Source organism: Micromonospora sp. NPDC049203 (genome assembly GCF_043197215.1).
GTDB lineage: Bacteria > Actinomycetota > Actinomycetes > Mycobacteriales > Micromonosporaceae > Micromonospora.
Genome location: NZ_JBICSV010000003.1, coordinates 583,623 through 606,750, shown reverse-complemented (window position 1 = coordinate 606,750; position 23,128 = coordinate 583,623). Strand labels below are relative to the sequence as shown.

The 23,128-nt window shown below is 72.9% G+C and carries 23 protein-coding genes and 1 riboswitch; of the genes, 6 read left to right on the top strand and 17 right to left on the bottom strand.

The window, feature by feature from the left end; translation table 11 throughout:
* Positions 1 to 219: 219 nt before the first annotated feature.
* Entirely contained in the window at positions 220 to 1,401 is a 1,182-nt protein-coding gene (locus ACGFIA_RS11945) for an ABC transporter substrate-binding protein (RefSeq protein ID WP_357471912.1), read from the top strand.
* A 161-nt stretch (positions 1,402 to 1,562) separates the two neighbouring features.
* Here ACGFIA_RS11945 and ACGFIA_RS11940 read toward each other — a convergent pair whose 3' ends face one another.
* Positions 1,563 to 2,396, bottom strand: a complete 834-nt coding sequence (locus tag ACGFIA_RS11940; RefSeq protein WP_357388998.1) for an ABC transporter permease — start codon at positions 2,394 to 2,396, stop codon at positions 1,563 to 1,565.
* 103 nt (positions 2,397 to 2,499) lie between these two features.
* Positions 2,500 to 3,528: an ABC transporter substrate-binding protein gene (locus ACGFIA_RS11935; protein WP_135242057.1), complete on the bottom strand. Its 1,029-nt coding sequence runs from the start codon at positions 3,526 to 3,528 to the stop codon at positions 2,500 to 2,502.
* A gap of 301 nt (positions 3,529 to 3,829) precedes the next feature.
* Here ACGFIA_RS11935 and ACGFIA_RS11930 point away from each other — a divergent pair, with 301 nt between their 5' ends.
* The 4 genes from ACGFIA_RS11930 (at position 3,830) to ACGFIA_RS11915 (ending at position 8,554) form a co-directional block, all read left to right on the top strand.
* Positions 3,830 to 4,612 carry an ABC transporter ATP-binding protein gene (locus ACGFIA_RS11930; RefSeq protein ID WP_393259752.1) on the top strand — a complete coding sequence of 261 codons (783 nt, stop codon included), beginning with the start codon at positions 3,830 to 3,832 and terminating at the stop codon, positions 4,610 to 4,612.
* A 2-nt stretch (positions 4,613 to 4,614) separates the two neighbouring features.
* The gene (locus ACGFIA_RS11925; protein ID WP_393259870.1) at positions 4,615 to 5,565 is read left to right on the top strand and encodes an LLM class F420-dependent oxidoreductase; all 951 of its coding nucleotides are present in this window, start codon (positions 4,615 to 4,617) and stop codon (positions 5,563 to 5,565) included.
* Complete coding sequence (locus tag ACGFIA_RS11920) at positions 5,562 to 5,870, top strand: cupin (RefSeq protein ID WP_073828925.1); 309 nt, start codon at positions 5,562 to 5,564, stop codon at positions 5,868 to 5,870. Before ACGFIA_RS11925 ends, ACGFIA_RS11920 begins: the two co-directional genes overlap by 4 nt.
* Before the next feature lie 74 nt (positions 5,871 to 5,944).
* Positions 5,945 to 8,554 carry a hypothetical protein gene (locus ACGFIA_RS11915; protein WP_393259749.1) on the top strand — a complete coding sequence of 870 codons (2,610 nt, stop codon included), beginning with the start codon at positions 5,945 to 5,947 and terminating at the stop codon, positions 8,552 to 8,554.
* Between the two features lie 47 nt (positions 8,555 to 8,601).
* Here the strand turns inward: ACGFIA_RS11915 and thiC are convergent, their stop codons facing one another.
* The 10 genes from thiC to ACGFIA_RS11865 all read right to left on the bottom strand — a co-directional run bounded on the left by thiC (position 8,602) and on the right by ACGFIA_RS11865 (position 18,115).
* Complete coding sequence (thiC, locus tag ACGFIA_RS11910; RefSeq protein ID WP_357471903.1) at positions 8,602 to 10,185, bottom strand: phosphomethylpyrimidine synthase ThiC; 1,584 nt, start codon at positions 10,183 to 10,185, stop codon at positions 8,602 to 8,604.
* Between the two features lie 17 nt (positions 10,186 to 10,202).
* On the bottom strand, positions 10,203 to 10,991 hold the full coding sequence (gene thiD / locus ACGFIA_RS11905) for a bifunctional hydroxymethylpyrimidine kinase/phosphomethylpyrimidine kinase (RefSeq protein WP_357388990.1): 789 nt from the start codon (positions 10,989 to 10,991) through the stop codon (positions 10,203 to 10,205).
* Positions 10,992 to 11,070: 79 nt separating this feature from the next.
* Entirely contained in the window at positions 11,071 to 11,712 is a 642-nt protein-coding gene (locus tag ACGFIA_RS11900) for a thiamine phosphate synthase (RefSeq protein ID WP_357472044.1), read from the bottom strand.
* 86 nt (positions 11,713 to 11,798) lie between these two features.
* Positions 11,799 to 12,572, bottom strand: coding sequence for a thiazole synthase (locus ACGFIA_RS11895; RefSeq protein ID WP_357388988.1), 774 nt, complete (start codon positions 12,570 to 12,572; stop codon positions 11,799 to 11,801).
* Positions 12,573 to 12,576: 4 nt separating this feature from the next.
* The gene (gene thiS, locus ACGFIA_RS11890; RefSeq protein WP_354870441.1) at positions 12,577 to 12,777 is read right to left on the bottom strand and encodes a sulfur carrier protein ThiS; all 201 of its coding nucleotides are present in this window, start codon (positions 12,775 to 12,777) and stop codon (positions 12,577 to 12,579) included.
* Positions 12,768 to 13,898, bottom strand: coding sequence for a glycine oxidase ThiO (gene thiO / locus ACGFIA_RS11885; RefSeq protein ID WP_357388985.1), 1,131 nt, complete (start codon positions 13,896 to 13,898; stop codon positions 12,768 to 12,770). Before thiO ends, thiS begins: the two co-directional genes overlap by 10 nt.
* Entirely contained in the window at positions 13,892 to 14,518 is a 627-nt protein-coding gene (gene thiE, locus ACGFIA_RS11880) for a thiamine phosphate synthase (protein ID WP_357388983.1), read from the bottom strand. The genes thiO and thiE overlap by 7 nt, the downstream gene beginning before the upstream one ends.
* Positions 14,513 to 14,624: riboswitch (TPP riboswitch) on the bottom strand. It overlaps the preceding gene by 6 nt.
* Before the next feature lie 162 nt (positions 14,625 to 14,786).
* Entirely contained in the window at positions 14,787 to 15,749 is a 963-nt protein-coding gene (locus ACGFIA_RS11875) for an aldo/keto reductase (protein WP_357471900.1), read from the bottom strand.
* 39 nt (positions 15,750 to 15,788) lie between these two features.
* A complete protein-coding gene (locus ACGFIA_RS11870) occupies positions 15,789 to 17,468 on the bottom strand; it encodes an ABC-F family ATP-binding cassette domain-containing protein (protein WP_393259743.1) in 1,680 nt (559 codons plus the stop codon).
* Between the two features lie 41 nt (positions 17,469 to 17,509).
* The gene (locus ACGFIA_RS11865; protein ID WP_357383560.1) at positions 17,510 to 18,115 is read right to left on the bottom strand and encodes a methyltransferase; all 606 of its coding nucleotides are present in this window, start codon (positions 18,113 to 18,115) and stop codon (positions 17,510 to 17,512) included.
* A 125-nt stretch (positions 18,116 to 18,240) separates the two neighbouring features.
* On the opposite strand from ACGFIA_RS11865, the gene ACGFIA_RS11860 reads away from it, so the two are divergent.
* The gene (locus ACGFIA_RS11860) at positions 18,241 to 19,446 is read left to right on the top strand and encodes a hypothetical protein (RefSeq protein WP_357479871.1); all 1,206 of its coding nucleotides are present in this window, start codon (positions 18,241 to 18,243) and stop codon (positions 19,444 to 19,446) included.
* A 7-nt stretch (positions 19,447 to 19,453) separates the two neighbouring features.
* Here ACGFIA_RS11860 and truA read toward each other — a convergent pair whose 3' ends face one another.
* The 5 genes from truA to rpsK all read right to left on the bottom strand — a co-directional run bounded on the left by truA (position 19,454) and on the right by rpsK (position 23,119).
* Positions 19,454 to 20,287: a tRNA pseudouridine(38-40) synthase TruA gene (truA, locus tag ACGFIA_RS11855; protein ID WP_393259739.1), complete on the bottom strand. Its 834-nt coding sequence runs from the start codon at positions 20,285 to 20,287 to the stop codon at positions 19,454 to 19,456.
* Between the two features lie 70 nt (positions 20,288 to 20,357).
* Positions 20,358 to 20,918: a 50S ribosomal protein L17 gene (rplQ, locus tag ACGFIA_RS11850; RefSeq protein ID WP_013288611.1), complete on the bottom strand. Its 561-nt coding sequence runs from the start codon at positions 20,916 to 20,918 to the stop codon at positions 20,358 to 20,360.
* A gap of 34 nt (positions 20,919 to 20,952) precedes the next feature.
* Complete coding sequence (locus tag ACGFIA_RS11845) at positions 20,953 to 21,975, bottom strand: DNA-directed RNA polymerase subunit alpha (RefSeq protein ID WP_007073009.1); 1,023 nt, start codon at positions 21,973 to 21,975, stop codon at positions 20,953 to 20,955.
* Positions 21,976 to 22,070: 95 nt separating this feature from the next.
* On the bottom strand, positions 22,071 to 22,697 hold the full coding sequence (rpsD, locus tag ACGFIA_RS11840; protein WP_073828936.1) for a 30S ribosomal protein S4: 627 nt from the start codon (positions 22,695 to 22,697) through the stop codon (positions 22,071 to 22,073).
* A gap of 14 nt (positions 22,698 to 22,711) precedes the next feature.
* Positions 22,712 to 23,119, bottom strand: a complete 408-nt coding sequence (rpsK, locus tag ACGFIA_RS11835; protein WP_013288613.1) for a 30S ribosomal protein S11 — start codon at positions 23,117 to 23,119, stop codon at positions 22,712 to 22,714.
* Between the last annotated feature and the right edge of the window lie 9 nt (positions 23,120 to 23,128).

Below are 23,128 nucleotides of genomic sequence, written 5' to 3'. Positions count from 1 at the left end.
TTCTGTGCAGTAATTGTCGGTTAATGTTCCGTGTCCCCAGCATGTGGGATAGCCGTCCCGAAACAGGACTCCGGATCCCGGCTTGACCACAGGCCCCGGCATTGGCAAGGTTTTGCAGGCTTCGCGCACACCGTACGGCACACCAATCCCGTTCCTCCACTGAGGACGGACTAGCGGCGGTGATCGGGCGTCGGCCCGCGCCGCACCTGGAGGACTGAGTTGAGCCCCATCCGCTCCGCGAGCATCGCGGCGCTCGCATCGGCCGTGCTGGCCACCACGCTCACCGGCTGCGGGATCGGCGGGGAACCGCAGGACACCAGCCCCATCGTGATCGCCGCCGATCTGGAGCTCTCCGGCGCCTCGGCGCCCGTCGGCAAGGTCTACCAACGGGCCCTGGAACTGAAGGTCGAGCAGTTGAACGCCTCCGGCGCACTGGGCGGCCGGAAGATCGATCTGAGGATCAAGGACAACCGCTCGGACGCCGCGGAATCCTTGCGGAACATCAATGATTTCAGCGGTGACTCGCGGGTGAGCGCCGTCATCATGGGCGGCTGCAACGAATGCGCCGTCGGTGCGGCCCGTACGATCGGCGAGAAGCGCATTCCGACGATCGCACTGGCGTCGTCGAGCGCCGTCACCGAGCCGGTGGCCGAGCGGCGATATGTCTTCAAGCTCGCCCCGAACGCCGCGGACAGCGCCGCCGCGCTCGCCGCCGAACTGGACCGGCGCAACGTCCGCAAGGTGGCGCTGCTGCACAGCGCCGAGGGCTACGGCCAGGAAGGGCTCACCGCCCTGCGCCGCGAGCTGAGCAAGACCAGCGTGAAACTGGTCGGCAACGAGTCGGTGCGGTCCACCGACACCGAGGTGACCACGCAGATCAACGAGCTGATCGAGGGCAAGCCGCAGGCGCTGGTCCTGTGGACCACGCCGGAGCAGGCGACGCTCGCCGCCACCACCGCCCGGCAGAGCAAGTTCCGCGGGTCGCTGTTCTTCGACGCCTCGGCCGCCGGTGACCTCTTCCTGGGCCCGTCGGCCCGATCCACCGAGGAGGCGACGCTGATCTTCACCCAGACCATGGTGATCGACGACGTGATCGCCACCACCCCGGCCAAGGCCGCGCGGCGGCAGTGGTTCCAGGACTACACCGCCCGGTTCGGCGGCTACAACGGCTTCTCCTCGTTCGCCGCGGACGCGGTCCAGCTGATCGCCGACGCCGAGCAGCGGGCCGGCGGCGAGCCCGGCAAGGTCGACCGGGACGCGCTGCGCGACGTGCTGGAGACCGCCCAGCTCGACGGGCTGTCCGGGCCGATCCGGATGACGCCGGACAACCACTCCGGGCTGATGCCGCAGGCGTTGACGACGCTCGTTGCTCGTGGTGGGCGTTGGCGGCTCGCCGGCTAGTCACTGTTGGGGGCGTGGCCCCACCGCAACCGGCTCCGGGCGGTCAGGCTTGATCCCTGCGCCGGTTGCGGTGGGGCCACGCCTGTCGTGGTCGGCCGCCATCCGTGGGTTGAGGTTTACCTTCTGGGTGCTCGGTCGACGTCGGGTTCTCGGGTCAGTGGCTAGCGGGCTGAGGTGGTGGCGCGGACCCAGGGCAGGGCCAGGCGCTCGATGAGGCTGAGGGCGGCGTAGAGCACGATGCTCATCAGGGCCACCAGCACGATCGCCGCCCACGCGGTCGCGGTGTCGCCGACACCGTTGTACTGCAGGATCTGGTAGCCCAGGCCCGGACGGTCCGAGTAGAACTCCCCGATCACGGCGCCGATCGCGGCCAGCGGCATGGCCACCTTGAGGCCGACGAAGATCTGCGGCAGCGCCGCCGGGAAGCGCACCTTGCGGAACGACTGCCACCACGACGCGTTCAGCGACCGGCCCAGTTCCGCCAGATCCGCCGGGGTGGTGGTCAGCCCGGTCGCGGTGGAGAGCACGATCGGGAAGAAGCAGAGCAGGAACACCATGGTCAGGATGGGCTTCTGCCCCCAGCCCACGGCCACCACCAGCAGCGGCCCGAACGCGATCTTCGGGACCGCGTTCACCGCCACCAGCAGCGGCGCGAACATCCGCTCCACCCGGCGGGAGGCGGCCAGCGCCATCCCGATCAGCACCCCCGCCACCGACGAGAGCAGGAAGCCGAGCACTGTCATCCAGGTGGTGATGCCCAGCGCGGGCAGCAGCACCTCGGTGGTGCCGGCGAGGGACCTCCCCACCGCCTGCGGCGGGGGCAGCGCGGCCGGGTGCACCAGGTTCAGCCCCGAGGTGACGAGCCACCAGGCCGCCACCGCGATCACCAGGCCGAGCGCCGGCAGTCCCACCGCCGCCGGGCGTACGGCGATCCCGCGCCGGACGACCGCCGGGCGCGGCGGCGTCTCCGGCCGGGCCTCGGTCGACTGTGTCAACGTGTGCTCCTCTCTGCGCCGGTCGGCGTGACCGGCACGCGAAGGGGGTGCGCCCCACCGGGGTGTCCGGCGGGTCGCACCCCCGTTGGCCCGAGCGGACCGGTCAGGCCTTCGGCGCGAGGTTGAAGTCGATGATCTGGTCCGGGGTGAGGTTCTGCTTGAGCGCACCTGCGCCCTGGAGCAGCGCGATGCTCTTGGCCACCCGGCCGCTGTCCAGCGTGCCGATCGCGGTGCCGGAGTTGCTCGACCGGACGTACGCGGCCATCAGCTGAAGCTCGGCGGAGGCAGCGGCCGGCACGGCGGCCGGCACGTTCTTCTTCAGGATCTCGGCCGCCTCGTCGGGGTTCGCCAGCGAGTACTCCAGGCCCTTGAGCAGCGCGGCGGTGAACTTCTTCACCATCTCCGGCTTCTCCTTGGCAATCTTCGAGGAGGTGATCAGCGCGTTGCCGTAGAGGTCCTGCATCACGTTGCTGTACGGCAGGACGACCGGCTTCTTCTTGGTCACCGTCTCCACCGTCGGCTGGCCGACGACGAACTGGCCGATGCCGTCCACCGACCCCGAGCCGAGCATGCCGATCAGGCCCTGCGCCTCACCGTTGACCCAGGTCACCTTGCTGCCGTCGATGCCGGCGAGCCGCGCGTACGTCGGGAAGAGGTTGCGCACGACGGACGTCGGGGTGTCGGCGAGCTTCTTGCCCTCGAGGTCCTTCGGGGTGGCGATGTTCTTGCCCTCGACCGTGACGATCGCGGCCATGGTGCGCTGCTGGATCGCGGCCACCGCCACGAAGTCCTTGGCCTGGCCGTTGCCGAGCTGGAGGATGCCACCGGTCAGGTCGATCGGGCCGAAGTCGGCCTGACCGCCGGTGATGGTCTGGATGACGGAGCCGGTGCCCTGACCGGGCTTGATGTCGACGTCGAAGCCGGCCTCCTTGAAGAAGCCCTTGTCCTTCGCCACCCAGGCGTAGGAGTCACGCCCGAAGTTGCCGAACGAGGTGAGGTACGTCACCTTTTCCAGCGCCGCGCCGTTGCCGCCGCCGCTCTCGGACTTGTCCGAGTCGCTGCTGCAGCCGCCCACCAGGGCGAGGGCGGTGGCCAGAGCCGCGGCGGCGACCGTACGGGTCAGCCTTCTCATCAGTGCACCATGTCCTTTCCGACCAGGACTTCTTCGCCGGTCGGGTCGTGGGTCCGACGGGGTCGGCAGGTGGTTCGGCCGACTGGACCGTCGTGAGGGGACTCTTCGCGCGCAACAGCGTACGAGAAGCCAGATGACCTGCCGCCGCCGTCCCGGTTGCGGAACGGAAACGAAGTTGCGTGACGGAAAGCGGACTGACGTCCACCCCGGACGGTGCTATAAGCACAGTCCCCCGCTACGCTAGCCCGGCTCGCGTCGGAGACGACGTGGCCGAGACGACGTGGAAGGGAGCCGGCAGGACATGATCCGACTGTCCGGGGTGTCCCGCACCTTCGACGGCCGTTCGGGGCGGGTGGAGGCGCTGCGCGGCATCGACCTCGACGTCGCCGAAGGCGAGTTCGTCGCCGTCCTCGGCCGGTCCGGCTGCGGCAAGTCCACGCTGCTGCGCATGATCGCCGGCCTGCTGCCGGTCACCGGCGGCGAGATCACCGTGGCCGGTACGCCGATCACGAAGCCCCGCCGCGACGTGGCCATGCTGTTCCAGCGACCGGCGCTGCTGCCCTGGCGCTCGGTGCTGGACAACGTGCTGCTGCCGGTGGAGATCTTCGGCTGGCGCCGGGCCGAGCACCGCGACCGGGCCCGCCAGTTGCTGGAGATGGCCGGGCTGGGCGGCTTCGAGAAGCGCCTCCCGCACGAGCTGTCCGGCGGCATGCAGCAGCGCGTGTCGCTGTGCCGGTCGCTGATCGGCTCGCCCCGGGTGATGCTCATGGACGAGCCGTTCTCCGCGCTCGACGCGCTCACCCGCGAGGAACTCTCCGGCGAACTCCAGCGGGTGCACATGGAGACCAGGGCGACGATCGTCTTCGTCACCCACTCGATCGACGAGGCGGTGCTGCTCGCCGACCGGGTCGTCGTGCTCAGCCCGCGCCCCGGGCGCATCCGCGAGGTGGTCGAGGTGAACGTGCCCCGGCCCCGCACGCTGGGCCGCCACGAACACCTGGAAGACGTCGCGCGGATCAACGCCGAGCTGCACGAACTGCTGATGGAGCGGGACGCCCCCGGCGTACCCGTCGGAGGCCGGTGACCATGCGGGTCTCGGTGTTCACCGAACCCCACCGCGGTGCGGACTACGACGACCAGCTCCGGTTCGCCCGGCTGGTCGAGGAGACCGGCTTCGAGGGCTTCTTCCGGGCCGACCACTACCGGGCCATGGGGGACGAGCCGGCGCCGCCCGGCCCCACCGACGCCTGGCTGACGCTCGCCGCGCTGGCCCGGGAGACCTCCCGGATCCGGCTCGGCACGCTCGTCACGTCCGCCACGTTCCGGCTCCCCGGTCCGCTCGCCGTCATGGTCGCCCAGGTCGACCGGATGAGCGGCGGCCGGGTCGAGCTGGGCATCGGTGCCGGCTGGTACGAGCGCGAGCACACCGCGTACGGCATCCCGTTCCCGCCCGTCGCCGAACGCTTCGACCGGCTCGCCGAGCAGCTGGAGATCGTCACCGGGCTGTGGCGCACCCCGTCCGACGAGACGTACAGCTTCACCGGTGAGCACTACCGGCTGGTCGACGCGCCCGCGCTGCCCAAGCCGGTGCAGCGGCCCGGCCCGCCGGTGATCGTCGGCGGCCGGGGACCGAAGCGCACACCCGAGCTGGCCGCCCGCTACGCCGACGAGTTCAACATGCCGTTCAAGAGCGTCGCCGAGACCGCCGCCGCGTACGACCGGGTGCGGGAGGCGTGTGACCGCGCCGGGCGGGCCGACTCCGGCCGCGCGCCGCTGACGCTCTCGGCCGGCATCGTGGTGGCGATCGGGCGCACCGACGCCGAGGCGCAGCGCCGGGCCGCGCCGCTGCACGTCACCAGCGCGCTGCCGCCGGAGGACCCGGTGGTCAGCTCCCCCGCCCAGCTGGTCGACCGGATCGGCGAGTTCGCCGCGATCGGGGCCAGCCGGGTGCACCTGCGCCTGATCGACTTCGACGACCTCGACCACGTGGAGCTCATCGCCGCCGAGGTGCTCCCCCGACTGGACGGACCACGATGACCGAACTCTCCGCCGACCTCGAACTCGGCCCGGTGGGCCAGGAGATCGTGTACGAGAACGACCGGGTACGCGTCTGGCACATCCGGCTCGAGCCGGGTGAGCGGCAGCCGCTGCACCGACACGACCACCCCTATCTGGTGGTGGCGATCCAGGGCGCGAAGAACGTGGTGCAGACCATCGACGGCGCCACCATCGACGCCGACGAGCCGACCGGCGGCGTGGTCTACCGGGATCCGGGCGCGGTGCACATGCTCACAAACGTCGGCGACACCACCTACCTCGCGCGCCTGGTCGAGCTGAAGTAGCCACGCCGGGAGGTTCGCCGCGCCGCGCGGCGGCAAGGTGGCGATCGGGGTCACCGGGCCGTAACGTGCCGGACATGGCCTTTCGGACGTGGGGCAGGCTGCTGCTCACGGCGCTCGGCGTGAGCGTGCTGGCCGGGGCCGGCCAGTTGGGCATCGCGTACGGCTTCGGAGTCGTACGCCTCGACGGCGCGTTCGTCGACGTCTCGGTCAACCGGTGGCCCGCCCAGCTCGTCTGGGTGGGCTGGTTCGCCGCTGTCGCCACGGTCGCCGGAGCCGTCCTCACCGAGCGCATCGCCCGCCGCGACGACGGTCCCGGCGGCACCACCGAACTGCTCTCCGTCGCCGGCGTCAGCGCGCTCGGCGCGATGGTGGTCGCCCCGCTGTGCATGCAGCCGGCCCGCGCTGCCGAGCTGGGCGGATCCGTCGACGCGGCCTGGGCCGCCGGCATCTGCGCCGCGCTCGGGGCCGTGGTCGGGGCGGGTGCCGCGATCGCCGTGCTGCTCAAGCCGCCGTTCGGCTGGGGAGTGGCGATCACCGCCGGGATCGTCTGGCTGTTCGCGCTGCTCTCCGTCGCGCCCACGATCCTCTCCAGCCGCCCGCTGGCCACCGTACGGCTCGGCGTGCTCGAACCCTCCTGGCTGGATGCGGAGGCGGCGCAACGCCTGTCCATGCTGCTGCTGCCGGTGCTCGCCCTGCTGGCCGGCGGGGCGGTCGGCGTGCTCGCCCGCCGGGCCGAATGGCCGCCGCTGGTCGGCGGGGCGGCCGGGGCGGCCGGTCCCGTGCTCGTCGCGTTCGCCTACCTGACCGCCGGTCCCGGCTCGGCCACCGACCGCTACCAGGTCGCGCCCTACTACGGCGCGCTGATCGCCGTGATCGCCGGTGCGCTCGGCTCGACCGCCACCACGATGCTGCCCCGGCCGGTCACCGCCAGCGGTGACCCCGACGCGGTCGAGGCCACCGACATCCTCGCGCCGCTGCCGCACTCGTCCGCCCCGGCCGCCGCCACCGTCCCGCCCACGCCTCCGGTGACGAGCGGCGCCGCCGCACCCGCTCACTGGAGCTGGCCCGAGCCCGGCGGCTCGACCACGACGTCGGCGCCCACCGGTGCCGACCTTCCCGCCGCCGACCCGCCTGCCGTCCCCGGTCTGCCCACCGCTGATCAGCCGGCGGGCGACCGTCCGGCCACCGTTGACACGACGACCCACGGCCAGCCCATGCCGGGCCTGCTGCCCCCGGGGCGCCGGACCTCGGCCATCGACGTGCTCGCCGCGGGCCGCCCCGACCCGATCCCGGCCCCGGGCACGGGTCCGGGCACGGGTCCGGGCACGGGTCCGGGCACGGGTCCAGAGTCGAGCGTCACCCCGGCCGCCGCCTCCGCATCCGCCGGCGGCGAGAGCGCCGCCCCCGCTGCCCCGGCCGCCGGGTCGGACGATGCGGCACCGGCTCAGGAAACGACGGCGGCCACGCCACGGGTCACCCGGCCCCGCCGTACCCGCGCCGGCCGGTCCACCGGCGGACCAGGGTCACCCGCCGACGGTCCCACCGCACCCCGCGCCGCGGATGCCACCTCCCCGGGCACCGCCGCCGAGGACGCCTCGCCGCTCACCGGCGGCACCCCCGAGAACCACGTCCCCGGCCCCCGGACGGACGGCGGCGACCTGACCGGACCGGACCGGGCCGACGCGGACAGCGCCGCCGCGCCACCGGCCGAGCCCACTGCCGGGACCGGCCGCCCCACCCGCTCGCGGCGTGGCCGCACCCCGAAGGCCGGACCACGCGCCACCGGCCCGGCCGCACCCGACTCCGCCCCGGCCGACGCCACGCCGACGACGCCGGTCGGGCAGGGCGGCCCGGCGGCGAACGCCGACCCGATCCCACCGGCCGCGAACCCGGCCCGGGACGACGCGAGCGCGGCCTCGACGCCCGGCAGTGTGGACCCCGGCACGCCCGGCGGTTCCCTCGACGGCCCGGCTCCCCGCACGGGCTCCCCGGCCGGCGAGGACGCACCGCCCGGTCGTACCCGACGTAGTTTCTTCTTCGACGACGGCCCGGCGCCGGCCCCGTCGCCCCGGCCCCGGTTCCCGATGTTCGAGGAGGTCGCCGGCGCGCCCGGCGAGGTGCGCCCGGCCTGGCCGATCACCCCGGCGAGCCGCCCGCAGCGCGCCACCGCCGAACCGGACGCGCCGGCAGGGGACAGCGTGGAGGCGGTCACCCCGGCCGAGCCGGCACCGCGTCCCCGCCGTCGGGGTCTGCCCGAGCCGGGCGCGAGCGCCGGCTGGGACGCGCTCACCACGAACGCCCGTCCCGCCGGGCCGGTTTCCCGGCCGGAGGAGAAGGCCGCACTGCCTGTCGCCCGACCGGAGCCGACGACCGCCGTACCGGCCGAGGCCGGTGCCGGCACCGCGCTGCCCGAGGCCACCGCGCCGGAGACGGGCGAGCCGGACCTCCGGCGCGGGCGGCACGCCGGCCCGGCGGACGCCGACACGCCCGCCGGGAAGACGAAGACCCGGCGCGGCCTGTTCCGGCGTAACCGGCCCAAGGCCGACCCGGAGCCGCCCGACCGTGCGGCCGAGCCGGACGCCGCTACCGACGACGAGTACGTCGACTGGGTCGCCGGTCTCGCCTCGGACGACAACGCCGCCGACGCCCGCTCGCTGCGTACCGGGCGGCACCACCGCGACTGAACGGCGACCCGGGGCGGGCCGGATCGACACGCCCGCCCCGGCCTCGCTCACGCCAGCGGCAGGTACACCCGTGAGCCGGAGGCGACGAACTCCTCCGACTTGCCGCGCATACCCCGCGCGGCATAGTCCTTCAGCTCCTGCGTGATCTTCATGGAGCAGAACTTCGGCCCGCACATCGAGCAGAAGTGCGCGGTCTTCGCCGGCTCGGCGGGCAGCGTCGCGTCGTGGTACGCCCTCGCGGTCTCCGGGTCGAGCGCCAGGTTGAACTGGTCGGACCACCGGAACTCGAACCGGGCCTTCGACAGCGCGTCGTCCCACGCCTGCGCGCCCGGGTGCCCCTTGGCCAGGTCGGCCGCGTGCGCGGCGATCTTGTACGCGATCACGCCCGCCTTCACGTCGTCGCGGTCGGGCAGCCCGAGGTGCTCCTTCGGGGTGACGTAGCAGAGCATCGCGGTGCCGAACATGCCGATCATCGCCGCGCCGATCGCCGAGGTGATGTGGTCGTACGCGGGTGCGACGTCGGTGGTCAGCGGCCCGAGCGTGTAGAACGGCGCCTCGTGGCACCACTCCTGCTGGAGGTCCACGTTCTCCTTGATCTTGTGCATCGGCACGTGCCCGGGGCCCTCGATCATCACCTGGACGTCGTACTCCCAGGCGATCTTCGTCAGCTCACCGAGCGTGCGCAGCTCGGCGAACTGCGCCTCGTCGTTGGCGTCCGCGATGGAGCCGGGACGCAGGCCGTCGCCCAGGGAGAACGTCACGTCGTACTTCGCGAGCAGCGAACACAGCTCCCGGAAGTTGGTGTAGAGGAAGTTCTCCTCGTGGTGCGCCAGGCACCAGGCCGCCATGATCGAGCCGCCCCGGGACACGATCCCGGTGACCCGGTCCACCGCCAGCGGCACGTACGGCAGCAGCACACCCGCGTGCACAGTCATGTAGTCGACGCCCTGCTCCGCCTGCTCGATGACCGTCTCGCGGAACACCTCCCAGCTCAGCTTCACCGGGTCACCGCCGACCTTCTCCAGCGCCTGGTAGATAGGCACCGTGCCGATCGGCACCGGCGCGTTCCGCACGATCGCCTCGCGGGTCTCGTGGATGCGCCTGCCGGTGGACAGGTCCATCACGGTGTCCGCGCCCCACCGGGTGGCCCAGGTCAGCTTCTCCACCTCCTCGGCCACCGACGAGGTGACAGCCGAGGTGCCGATGTTGGCGTTGACCTTCACCAGGAACGCCTTGCCGATGATGGCCGGCTCGCACTCCGGGTGGTTGACGTTCAGCGGCAGCACCGCCCGGCCGGCCGCGATCTCGTCCCGGACGAACTCCGGCGTCACCGACTCCCGGATCGCCACGAACTCCATCTCCGGCGTGACGATCCCGGCCCGGGCGTAGGCGAGCTGAGTCGGACGGGTGCCCGCCAGCGGCGTGCCGGCGCCGCGTACCGGGGCGACGTCGCCCCGCTCGGCGATCCACGCCCCACGCAGCGCGGGCAGCCCCGCCTCCGGGTCGGAGCCGGGACCGGAGGTGTCGTAGAGCCGTACCGGTGGGTTGTCCCCGGTCAGCGTCACCTCGGCGAACGGCACCCGGATGTCCGGGCGTGACCCTTCCACGTACACCTTGCGACGTGCCTGCATGACAGCCTCCCTGTCGCTCATGCGGACCAGCCGAAGTGGTCCAGCGGGCCGCGTCCCGCGCCCAGCTCCCAGGTCCGCGCGCCGGTCAGCGCGCGGGTGACGTACTCCTTGGCGGCCTCCACCGCGACCGGCACCGCGTCGCCCGCGGCGAGCCGGACCGCGACGGCGGCCGAGAACGAACAGCCGGTGCCGTGGTTGTGCCGGGTGTCCACCCGGGGCGCGCGCAGCAGCCGGGTGGTCCCGCCACCAGCGAGCACGTCCACCGACTCGCCGTCGGCGTCCACGTCGCCGCCGGTCACCACCACGAAGGCCGGTCCGCGCGCGGCGAGCGCCTCGGCCGCCGCGACCATCTCCTCCACGGTGCCCACCGGGCCTCCGGTGAGGGCCGCGGCCTCCGCGCAATTGGGTGTCGCCACCTCCGCGTACGGCAGCAGCCGCTCGACCGCCTCCACCACGCCGAGCCGGTGCCCGCTCGTGGCGACGAGTACCGGGTCGACGACCAGGTGCGGCAGCCGCCCGGCCCGGGCCGCCTCGGCCACCGCGTCGGCGACCGCCGGGGTGCCGAGCATTCCCGTCTTCACGGCCCGCACGTCGAAGTCGCCGAGCACGCTGTCCATCTGGTCGCGCACTGTCTGCGGTGGCAGCGGCAGGACGGCGTCAACACCCCTGGTGCTCTGCGCGGTGACGGCGGTGAGCACGCTCGTGCCGTACGCCCCGAGCGCGGCGAACGTCTTGAGGTCGGCCTGGATGCCCGCTCCCGCTCCGGAGTCGGAGCCGGCGATGCTGAGAACTGTTTTCGGCGTCACTTGTCTTCTCCGGTGGTTGCGGTTCAGGGCTGCGGCCGACCGTGCCCACTCCGGGCGGTCAGGCTTGATCCCTCCGTGGTCACGGTCGGCCGCAGCCCTTCTCGTGTGGGCCTTCGTCGGATCGCGCGGGGTGGGTGTGCGCCACACGGGTGGTCGCCTCCTGGAAGGCTCTGCCCAGCGTGGTGGCGGTTTCGGTGGGGTCGTTGGCGCGCATGACGGCTCCCAGGACTGCTACTCCTGTTGCGCCCGCCTCAACGCAGGCCGCTACCTGAGCTGCCGTTTCGATGCCGCCGAGGGCGAGCACCGGGACCGGGCTGGCTTTCACCAGCTCGCTCAATCCGTCCGGTCGCAACGCCGGGCCGTAGCCGGGCTTGGTCTTTGTCTCGTAGACCGGGGACAGCGTCGCGTAGTGCTCGGTGGTGAGCCGGGCCAACTCGGCGGCGTCGTGGCAGGAGCGGCCGACGAGTCCGACGGCGGGCGGCGGGTACGGGCCGGCGGCGGGCAGGTGCACCGCGTCCCCGTCGAGCGGGTCGGGTCCGGCGACGATCAGCGTGCCGCCCGCCTCGGCGAGGATCGCGCGCAGGTCGACGGCGAGCGCGAGGCGTTCGGCGCGGGGCAGGTCCTTCTCCCGCAGCACCACCCACCGCACTCCCCCACCCACGGCCCCCGCCACCACGTCAACGAGCCGCCTCCGCGCCACCCGACGATCGGTCAACAGCACGACCCCGGTCGAGCCGGTGTAGTTCTTGGTACGCGGCCGCCCCTGCGGGGGCGTGTCCGTACCAAGATCCGCGACGCGTAGGGCGGTCACAGGTCGGGCCGTCCCTCGTCGGGGGTGGACGCCTGGGCGTGGAAGCGGCGGGCGATGCGGCCCGCGCCGTACGCCAGGCGCCCGGCCTCGACCGCGTACCGCATCGCCGTGGCCATCGCCACCGGGTCGGCGGCCCGGGTCACGGCGCTCGCCAGCAGCACCGCGTCGCAGCCCAGCTCCATCGCGAGCGCCGCGTCGGACGCGGTGCCGATGCCCGCGTCGAGCACCACCGGCACGTCGACCGACTGCCGGATCAGCCGGATGTGGTGCGGGTTGCCGATGCCCAGTCCGGAACCGATCGGCGACCCGGCCGGCATCACCGCCGCGCAGCCCACGTCGGCCAGCCGCCGCGCGAGCACCGGATCGTCCGACGTGTACGGCAGCACCGTGAACCCGTCCGCCACCAGTTCCTCGGCGGCGCGCAGCAGCTCCACCCCGTCGGGCAGGAGCGTGCGCTCGTCGCCGATCACCTCAAGCTTCACCCAGTCGGTGTCGAACGCCTCCCGCGCCAGGTGCGCCGTCTTCACCGCCTCCACGGCGGTACGGCAGCCGGCCGTGTTCGGCAGCAGCCGTACGCCGCACCGCTCCACCAGGTCGAGCAGGCCGCCCGACCCACCGGGCGTGGTGTCCACCCGGCGCAGCGCCAACGTCACCAGCTCGGTGCCGGAGGCCCGGATCGCCTGCTCCAGCACGTGCAGGTTGGCCGCGCCGCCGGTGCCGAGGACGAGCCGGGAGCCGAACGTGACCCCACCGATCTCAAGCGTGGACATCCGCTCACCCGCCCTGGGTGGCGCTGAGCACCTCGACCCGGTCGCCGTCGCGCAGCACGCTCGCCGACCAGCCGCCGCGCGGCACCACCTCACCGTTCACCGCCACCGCGAGCCCGCGCTCCCGGTCGGTGACCGCGCGGACCACCTCCGCGACTGTGACACCGTCGGGCAGCGTCCGGCCGGTGCCGTTGACGATCAGTTCCACGTGCGCTCCTTCCCGAAGCGATCCGGGGTGAAGGGGGCGAGCGCGGGATCCGGCTCGCCGGTGACGATCAGTTCGGTGACCAGGTCGGCGGTGACCGGGGTGAGCACGATGCCGTGCCGGTGGTGCCCGGTGGCCGCGAGCACGCCCGGCCGCCCGGGCAGCGGCCCGATGATCGGCGCGTTGTCCGGCGTACCGGGACGCAACCCGGCCACGGCCTCCGCCAGCTCGTACTCGACGAGTTCCGGCACCAGCTCGGCGGCGGCGCGCAGCAGCGTCAGCACCCCACCGGCGGTGACAGCGGTGTCGGCGCGCTCCTCGACTGTCGCCCCGACGACGACCTCACCGCTGTCCCGGGGCACCAGGTAGACCGACTCGCTGTCCGCGTACCCCCGGATCACGTGCCGGAAGCCCGGCGGGCCGCCGCCCGGCGCGCGCAGCCGCAGCACCTGGCCCTTCACCGGACGGACCGGCAGGCTGGTCAGCGCCGCCGCGCCGCAGCCGGCCGCGACCACCGTGACGCGGGCGTCCACGTCGGACAGCGCGCCGACGCGGGCGGGGCGCAGCTCCGCACCGGCGCGTTCGGCGGCAGTGCGCAGCGCGGCGACCAGCCGCCGCGGGTCGACCTGGTGGTCGCCGGGGGCCACCGCGCCGCCGCGCACGCGCGGCGCCAGCGCCGGTTCGCGGTCGCGCAGCTCCGACGGCCGCAGCGGCGTGATCGGCAGTTCCAGACCCTGTTGGTACGACCACAGCCGCCCCGCCTCGGCCAGGTCGTCGGCGGTGAGCCCGACGACGAGCGTGCCCTCGGTGCGGTACCCGATGTCGACGCCGCTCGCCCCGGCCAGCTCGGCTGCGAAACCGGGCCAGCGGGCGGCGGACTCGACGAGCAGCGCGGTCAGCTCGTGCTCACCGAAGTACGCCTCGGCGACCGGCGACAGCATCCCGGCGGCCACCGACGAGGCGCCCGACCCGGGCCGGTCGTCGTGCACCACCACGCGCAGTCCGCGCTGCGCGCACCGCCACGCGATCGCCCACCCGATCGGCCCGCCCCCCACCACCGCCACGTCGGTAAGGAAGGGCCCCCTTTTAACGCCTCCGGTAGAGGAAGGGCCCCCTTTTAACACGTCAGCGCCCGCATCAGCTCGGCGGTGGCGTGTGCGGGATCGGCGGCCAGGCTGAGCGCGCCGACCACCGCCACCCCGTACGCCCCGGCGGCCCGCAACGTCGGCACGGTCCCGGCGGTGACCCCACCGATCGCGATCACCGGCACGCTCACCGCCTCGGCGACCGCGCGTATCCCCTCGGGGCCGATCGGATCCGGCAGGCCGGCCTTGGTGGTGGTGACGTGGCACGGGCCCACGCCCAGGTAGGTCGCGCCCGCGTCCACCGCCACGCGGGCGCCGGCCGGCTCGCGGGCGGTCGCGCCGAGCACGGCGTCCGGGCCGAGCACCCGGCGCGCGGCTGCGACCGGCAGGTCGTCCGCGCCGACGTGGCCCCCGGCGGCGTCCACCGCGAGCGCCACGTGCAGCCGGTCGTTCACCAGGCACCGCGCCCCGTACGGCCGGCAGGCGTCGACCACCAGCCGGGCCAGCTCGTACGCCTCCCGGTCGGTGGCGTCGTCCTCCACACGCACCTGTACGACGAGGTCGGCGCCCGCTACGGGCAGGGCGGCACGCAGCACGGCGAGCGGGTCACGCCCCGGCCGGGTGTCGGTGATGAGATGCAGTCGTCCCAGGGACAGCACGGCAACGCTCCTCCCTGCGCCGGCATTACCCGGATCAGGTTCGACGGTCGGGGGCTCCCAGCCCCCCTCTCAGCCCGGTCCGCACCGGGCTCCCGTGGGTCACTTGCGGCCTACCGTACGACGCCTCCCGCCCGTACGGAAGCCCTCCGTAACGTTCCTCCCACGCCAACGCGCGCCGATCTTGCAGTTGTCGCCCCCGCAGAAGCCGCGAAACGGGCACCCGAGGGGCAGAAACTGCAAGATCGACGCGCGGACGGTGGGGCGGGCGTCAGAGGATGGCGTCCAGGGCCTCCAGGTCCTCGTCTGAGGGCTGCCAGGTTCCCGCCTCGGCGTTGGACTTCACCTGCTCTGGGGTCGTCGCGCCGGCGATCACCGACGTTACGGCGGGACGGGCGGCCAGGCCGCCGATGGCCACCTGGAGCATGCTGATGCCGCGCTCGGCCGCGTACGCCTCGATCGCCTCGATGACGTCCCAGCGCGCGGCGGCCAGCCGTTCGGCGTACCGGCCGCCACCGGCCAGCCGGCTACCGGCCGGGGGCGCCTCGCCCCGCTTGTACTTGCCGGTGAGCAGCCCGTTTGCGAGCGGGAAGAACGGCAGCATGCCCAGGCCGAACCGCTCGCAGGCCGGGATGACCTCGTCCTCGACGCCGCGTTCCAGCAGCGAGTAGTGGTTCTGCGCGGAGATGAACCGGGTACGGCCCTGCGACGACGCGGTCCAGTCGGCGTCGGCGATCTGCCACCCGGCGAAGTTGGAGTTGCCCAGGTAGCGCACCTTGCCGGCGGTCACCAGGTCGTTCAGCGCGGCCAGCGTCTCGTCGATCGGGGTGCCCGGGTCGGGCTCGTGCATCTGGTACAGGTCGATGTGGTCGGTGCCGAGCCGGCGCAGCGACGCCTCGACGGCGCGGGCGATGTAGCGGCGAGCGCCCCGGGCGCCGTGGTCCGGCCCGTTCGCGCCGTTCATGTCCATGCCGAACTTGGTGGCCACCACCACGTCGTCGCGGCGGCCCTTGAGCGCCTGACCGAGCAGTTCCTCGGAGGCACCCTGCGGCTCACCGTAGATGTCGGCGGTGTCGAAGAAGTTGATCCCGGCGTCGAGCGCGGCGTCCACCACCGCCCGGGTGCCGTCGAGGTCGAGCTTGCGGCCGAAGTTGTTGCAGCCGATACCGACAACGGACACCACGAGCCCGGAGTCGCCCAGCCGGCGGAAGGTCATCTCACTCACGAGATCCACCCTATGCCCGCTCCCCGGGGCCCACCCTCGGGTAGCAGCTCAGCCCACGTCCCAGACCGGCTCCGGTGTCTCCACCACGTCGCCGTCGCCACGGAACAGCACGAACCGGTCGAAGGTACGGGTGAACCACCTGTCGTGGGTGACAGCGACGACCGTTCCCTCGAACGCGGTCAGCCCGGCCTCCAACGCCTCGGCCGAGGCCAGGTCGAGGTTGTCCGTCGGCTCGTCGAGCAGCAGCAGCGTCGCCCCGGACAGTTCCAGCAGCAGCACCAGGAAGCGGGCCTGCTGCCCGCCGGAGAGCGTGCCGAACCGCTGGTCGCCCTGACCGGCCAGCTCGTACCGGGACAGCGCCGCCATCGCGGCGTGCCGGTCCATGCCGGCCCGGTGGTCGTCGCCGCGCCACAGCACCTCGACGAGGGTCTTGCCCATCAGCTCCGGCCGGTCGTGGGTCTGCGAGAAGTGCCCGGGCCGGACCCGCGCGCCGAGCCGGACCACGCCGCCGTGCGCGACCGGCGCGAGCGCGCCCGCGCCGTCGACAGGCGTGTTGCCCGGCTCCGGGTCGGTGCCGCCGCGCGCCAGCAGCCGCAGGAAGTGCGACTTGCCGGTGCCGTTCGCACCGAGCACCGCCACCCGGTCGCCGTACCAGAGTTCCAGGTCGAACGGGTATGTCAGGCCGTCCAACTCCAGCTGCTCGGCGATCACCGCGCGCTTGCCGGTCCGCCCGCCGGTCAGGCGCATCCGGATGTCCTGGTCCTTCGGGGGTACGGGCGGCGGCCCGGCCTCCTCGAACTTGCGCAACCGGGTCTGCGCGGCCTGGTAGCGCGACGCCATCCCGTCGTTGTACGCGGCCTTCTGCTTGTACATCAGCATCAGCTCGCGCAGCTTCTGGTGTTCCTCGTCCCAGCGTTTGCGCAGCTCGTCGAGGCGGGCGTGCCGGGCCACCCGCGCGGAGTGCCAGCTCGCGAAGCCGCCCGGGTGCACCCAGGCGCTGCCGCCCTCCACCGCGACGACCCGGTCGGCGGTCTGCGCCAGCAGTTCCCGGTCGTGCGAGACGTAGAGCACGGACTTGGCCGACTCGCGCAGCCGCGCCTCCAGCCAGCGTTTGCCGGGTACGTCGAGGAAGTTGTCCGGCTCGTCGAGCAGCAGCACCTCGTCGGGGCCGCGCAGCAGCAACTCCAGCGCGAAGCGCTTCTGCTGGCCGCCGGAGAGCGTGCGGACGGGCCGTTCCCGGGCGCTGTCCCACGGCAGGTCCAGCACGATGGTGGCGACGGTGTCGAAGAGGACCTCCGCGTTGTACCCGCCGGTCTCACCCCAGGCGGCGAGCGCCTCGGCGTACGCGAGCTGGGTCTTGGCGGCGGCGGAGCTGTACTTGCCGCGAACCTCGGCCGCCCGCATGGCCGCCTCGGTCTCGGCGAGCCGCCGCCCGGCGTCGCGCAGCGCCGGCGGGGCGAGGGAGAGCGCCAGGTCGGCGAGCGTGGACTCGTCCCCGATCATGCCGATGAACTGGCGCATCACGCCCAGCCCGCCGGAGCGGGCGATCGCGCCGGTCTTCACCGGCAGGTCACCGGCGACCATCCGCAGCAGGGTGGTCTTGCCGGCGCCGTTGGGGCCCACGAGTGCCACCTTGGCGCCCTCACCGACCCGGAACGACACGTCGCTGAACAGCTCACGCCCGTCCGGGAGGATGTGCCCGGCCCCTGCCACGTCCACGTATCCCACGCGGGCATCCTGCCCGAGCCGGACCGGTGGGCGACACCGGATTACCGGGTGACCCGTAGCACCCGGTAGCCCTTCTGGCTGGCGTGCCGTTCGACCGACCAGCCCTGCTCGACCAGCCAGCGGTGCAGCGAGTCGCCGCCGAGGTGACGGGCGACGACGAGCCAGGCCACGCCGTCCGGGGCGAGCCGGGGCAGCCAGCGCCGCAGCAGGCCGTGCAGTTCCGGCTTGCCGATGTGGATCGGCGGGTTGGACCAGATCTGGGTGAACGTGACGTCGTCCGGCAGGTCGTCCGGCGCGACGGCGCGTACCCGGTCGGCGGCGCCGACCCTTGCCGCGTTGGCGGTGGTGAGGGCGCGGGCCCGTTCGTTGACGTCCACGGCCCAGACGGTGGCCTTCGGCGCGACAGTGGCGAGGACGCAGGTGATCGGGCCGAAGCCGCAGCCGATGTCGAGCAACGCGCCGGTGACGTCGGCGGCCGGCAGGTCGGCCTTGCGCAGCAGCACGGCGGTGCCCGGGTCGAGCCGGTCGGCGGAGAAGACGCCGCCGGCCGAGCCGAGTGTGTAGTCGCGCCCGGCGACTGTGAACTCGACCTCGCGCGGGCGGGCCGGGGTCGAGGGCTCAGCGGTGAAGTAGTGGTCGCCGGTCACGCGGGCATTCTCGCACCGGGCCGCAGCGGTTCCGGCGACGGTGTCACAGGCAGGGTTCGACGCCACTCCACCAGAATTTCCCGATATTACCCCTGAAAGGGACAATCAGTCCTACTCTATGCCACATGGTGTACCGGTACGAGTCCGATGAGGACGCCTTCCTGGAGTACCCGAAGCCCGGGTCGGCCCCGAACGGGCCCTCAGCCGTGCCGCCCCCGCCCGCGGGTCCGTCACGCTCCCGCTTCCCCACGCCGTCGCTGCCCCCGCCGCCGCGCCCCACCGCGCAACCCGCGCTGCCGCCGGCCGGCGCGGCCGAGCAGGGCGGCCCCGACGAGCAGGCGGCCGACGACCGTGCCCCGATGCCGGCGCCACCCGCCCCGGCACCCACACCCGGACGGCCCGCGCCACCACGGGAGCCCTCCCCGGTGCCGCAGCCCGCACCGCCGATGCCGGCGCCCGTACCGGCCGCGGCGAACCGGCAGACAGTGCCGATCCCGGTCGGCCCGACCGCCCGCGCCGCCGCCATCGAGCCGCCCCGGACCCGGCGCGCCGAGCGCCGTGGCGGCGGCCGGTTCTGGCAGACGCTCGTCGGGGGCGCCGCCGTGCTGCTCCTGCTCTCGCTCACCGGGCTCGCCGTCGCCGCGCTGCTGGACGAGCGCACCGCCGAGCCGCCCGCCGCCCAGCCCACCCCGCAGCCGACCGAGTCGAGCACGCCGTCCGGCGGCACCGACCTGGACTCCCGGGACACCGACCAGGCGTCGCTCACCGCCAAGGAGGTCTTCCCGGTCAAGGACCTGGTGGTCGCCGACGAGAAGCCGGCCTACCGGGTGCTGAAGACCCAGGCCAGCACGAAGTGTCAGGTCGCGGCCACCGGCGAGATCGCCGACCTGCTGGTCCGGCTCGGCTGCAACCAGGTCGTGCGGGGCACGCTCCGCTCCCCCGACGGCGACCACCTGATCACCGCCGGTCTGTTCAACCTCACCGACGTGGCCACCGCCCAGCGGGTACGCGACCGCATCCGGCCGCTGCTCGACGCGCGCCAGGGACGGTTCCGTGGCATGGCGGCGGGCGACGGCACCGAGGCGGTGGAGAAGGCCGCGGCCCGGGTCGCCTGGCAGGTACGCGGACACTACGTCGCCTACTGCCTGGTCACCCGCGCCGACGGCGAGCGCATCCCGAGTGACGACGCGACCGCCCGCGAGATCATGTACGACCTGGTCGAACTGCACCTGAACCGGGGTGTGCTGGACCGCCGCGCGGCAGCCGGAACGGCCGGGCAGCCCGACGCGGACGCGGCCGACGACAGCGCCGGTCAGCGAGGCACCGACTGAGCCGCGCTCAGCCCTCGGCCACCGGCACCCGCAACCGGCGGGTCTCCTCGGCGCGGCGGGCGTACTCGGCCGGGTCGGCCGGGTAGCCCACAGCGACCAGGGCGAGACCGTGCGCGGGCGCCACAGTCACCTCGCTGGAGCGTTCGCGGCGGGTCAGCAGACCGGCGGGCCACTGGACCGGCCGCCGCCCGTCGCCGGCCACCAGCATCGCCCCGACCAGGCTGCGCACCATGTTCTGGCAGAACGCGTCGGCCTGCACGGTGGCGACCAGGATGCCGTCCGGGTCACGCCGCCAGTCCAGCCGGGTCACCTCGCGCAGCGTGGTCGCGTTCTCCTTGCGTCGGCAGTACGCGGCGAAGTCGTGCTCGCCCACCAGCCCGGCGGCGGAGGCGTTCAGCGCCGCCAGGTCCAGGGGCTTCGGCCAGGCGAGGGTGTCGCCGCAGCGCAGCGGCTCGGCACCCCACGGGGCATCGGTGACCCGGTACTCGTAGCGCCGGAACGTGGCCGAGAACCGGGCGTCGAAGTCGACCGGCACCTCGGTCATCGCGCGTACCCGGACGTCCGGCGGCAGCAGCCGGGCCAGCCGGCGCAGCAGCCGCCCCTCGTGCTCCCGCCACACGGGAGTCGGCAGGTCGAGGTGGCAGACCTGCCCGGTGGCGTGCACCCCGGCATCGGTGCGCCCGGCCACTGTCAGCCCGGTGGCCGTGCCCACGCCGAGCACCAGGTCCAGCGTCTGCATGAGCACGCCGGCCACTGTGCGCCGGGTCGGCTGGGGCGCCCAGCCGGAGAAGTCCGTGCCGTCGTACGAGACGTCCAGCCGCAGCCGGGTCCGCTCGTCCACCTCGTACCTCCTGTCGACGGCGACGGGCCCGGCACCCCCGAGGGGATGCCGGGCCCGGTCGAGCCTGATCTCAGGCCTTGTCGTTCTCGGTGGCCTCGTCGCTGTCCTCACGGGCGGCGGCGGTGTCACCGGACGCGGAGACCGGCGCCTCGGCGTCCTGGTCACCGGCGCTGGAGCGCGGGGTCTCCTCGGCCGGGGCCAGGGCCTCGACCTTGTCCTGCTGGGCGGCCTTGCGGGCGGCGGTCTTCTTGTTCGCCTTCGGCTCGGCGACCTGAAGCTCCTCCACCAGCTCGATGATCGCCATCGGAGCGGCGTCACCCTTGCGCGGACCGGTCTTCACGATCCGGGTGTAGCCACCGTTGCGGTTGGCGTACCGGGGCGCGATCTGGTCGAACAGGGCGTAGACCACGTCCTTGTCCTTGACGACGCCCAGCACCCGGCGGCGCGAGGCGAGGTCGCCGCGCTTGGCCTTGGTGATGAGCTGCTCGGCCAGCGGACGCAGCCGCCGGGCCTTCGTCTCGGTGGTCTGGATCTTGCCGTGCTGGAACAGCGCGGTGGCCAGGTTGGCCAGCATCAGCCGCTCGTGCGCGGGGCTGCCGCCGAGGCGGGGGCCCTTGGTGGGCGTGGGCATGCTTGGTGCTCCTCAGGTGTGGCGGCAGCGCGGACTAGAGCTGCTCGGTCTCGCGGTAGTCGTCGGTGTCGTAGTCGGCCTCGCCGAAGGCGTCCACGACGTGCGCCGGGTCGAAGTTCGGAGCCGAGTCCTTCAGCCCCAGGCCCATCCCGGCGAGCTTCATCTTGACCTCGTCGATCGACTTCTGACCGAAGTTGCGGATGTCGAGGAGGTCGGCCTCGGTACGCCCGATGAGCTCACCAACGGAGTTGATGCCCTCGCGCTTGAGGCAGTTGTAGGAGCGGACGGTCAGGTCCAGCTCCTCGATCGGCAGGGCCAGGTCCGCAGCCAGCTGGGCGTCCTGCGGGGACGGCCCGATGTCGATGCCCTCGGCCGTCTCGTCCAGCTCGCGGGCGAGCCCGAACAGCTCCACCAGCGTCGAGCCGGCCGAGGCCAGCGCGGTACGCGGGCCCATCGACGGCTTGGTCTCGACGTCGATGATCAGCCGGTCGAAGTCGGTCCGCTGCTCGACACGGGTCGCCTCGACCCGGTACGTCACCTTGAGCACCGGCGAGTAGATCGAGTCGACCGGGATCCGGCCGATCTCGGCACCCGCCTGCTTGTTCTGCGCCGCCGTGACGTAGCCGCGCCCCCGCTCGACGGTCAGCTCCATGTCGAGCCGGCCCTTGCCGTTGAGGGTGGCGAGCTTCAGGTCCGGGTTGTGCACCGAGACACCGGCCGGGGGCTGGATGTCACCGGCGGTCACGTCGCCCGGGCCCTGCTTGCGCAGGTACATGCTGACCGGCTCGTCGTGCTCGGAGCTGACGCACAGCTCCTTGATGTTCATGACGAGCTCGACCACGTCCTCCTTGACCCCGGGGATCGTGGTGAACTCGTGCAGCACACCGTCGATCTTGATCGAGGTGACAGCCGCACCCGGGATGGACGACAGCAGCGTACGCCGCAGCGAGTTGCCCAGGGTGTAACCGAAGCCGGGCTCCAGCGGCTCGATGGTGAACCGGGAGCGGGTCTCGTTGATCGACTCTTCGGAGAGAGACGGTCGCTGGCTGATGAGCATCTTTTCTCTTCTCTTCCGGGGCGCCCGCTATTTGACGCCCACGACACAACTGTTCCGGTGGCCCGCCCCGGAGGACGGGCCACCGCAACGAGCCCTTACTTGGAGTAGAGCTCGACGATCAGCTGCTCCTGGACCTGGGTGTCGATCACCTGGCGGGCCGGGAGCGAGTGCACGAGGATCTTCATCTGGCTCGGGATCGCCTCCAGCCACGCCGGAACGGTCCGCGAGCCGGCCTCACCCTGCGCCACGAGGAACGGGGTGAGCTCCTTGCTCTTCGCACGCACCTCGACGATGTCGTGCTCCTTGACGCGGTACGACGGGATGTCGACCTTCTTGCCGTTCACCGTGAAGTGACCGTGCTTGACCAGCTGACGGGCCATGTCCCGGGACTTGGCGTAGCCGGCCCGGTAGACCACGTTGTCCAGCCGCGACTCGAGGATCTGCAGCAGGACCTCACCGGTCTTAGCTTCCTTGCTCACGGCCTCTTCGTAGTAGCCGCGGAACTGCTTCTCCAGCACGCCGTAGACACGACGGGCCTTCTGCTTCTCACGGAGCTGGAGCAGGTACTCCGTCTCCTTCGTGCGGCCGCGGCCGTGCTGCCCGGGCGGGAACGGCCGGGACTCGAACGGGCACTTCGGGCCATCGCACTTGCTGCCCTTGAGGAACAGCTTCATCTTCTCCCGCCGGCAACGGCGGCAGTCAGCACCGGTGTAACGAGCCATCTCTCTCTAACCTCTCAGACCCGGCGACGCTTCGGCGGACGGCAACCGTTGTGCGGCTGCGGCGTGACGTCGGAGATCTGCCCGACCTCGAGGCCCACTGCCTGCAGCGAACGGATGGCGGTCTCCCGGCCGGAGCCGGGACCCTTGACGAACACGTCGACCTTGCGCATGCCGTGCTCCATCGCGCGGCGCGCGGCGGCCTCGGCGGCGAGCTGCGCGGCGAACGGAGTCGACTTGCGGGAGCCCTTGAAGCCCACCTGGCCGGACGAGGCCCAGGAGATGACCGCACCGGTCGGGTCCGTGATGGACACGATGGTGTTGTTGAAGGTGCTCTTGATGTGCGCCTGCCCGTGGGCGACGTTCTTGCGTTCCTTGCGCCGGACCTTCTTGACGGCGGCTCCGGCACGAGCCTTCGGTGGCATAAGTCTGTG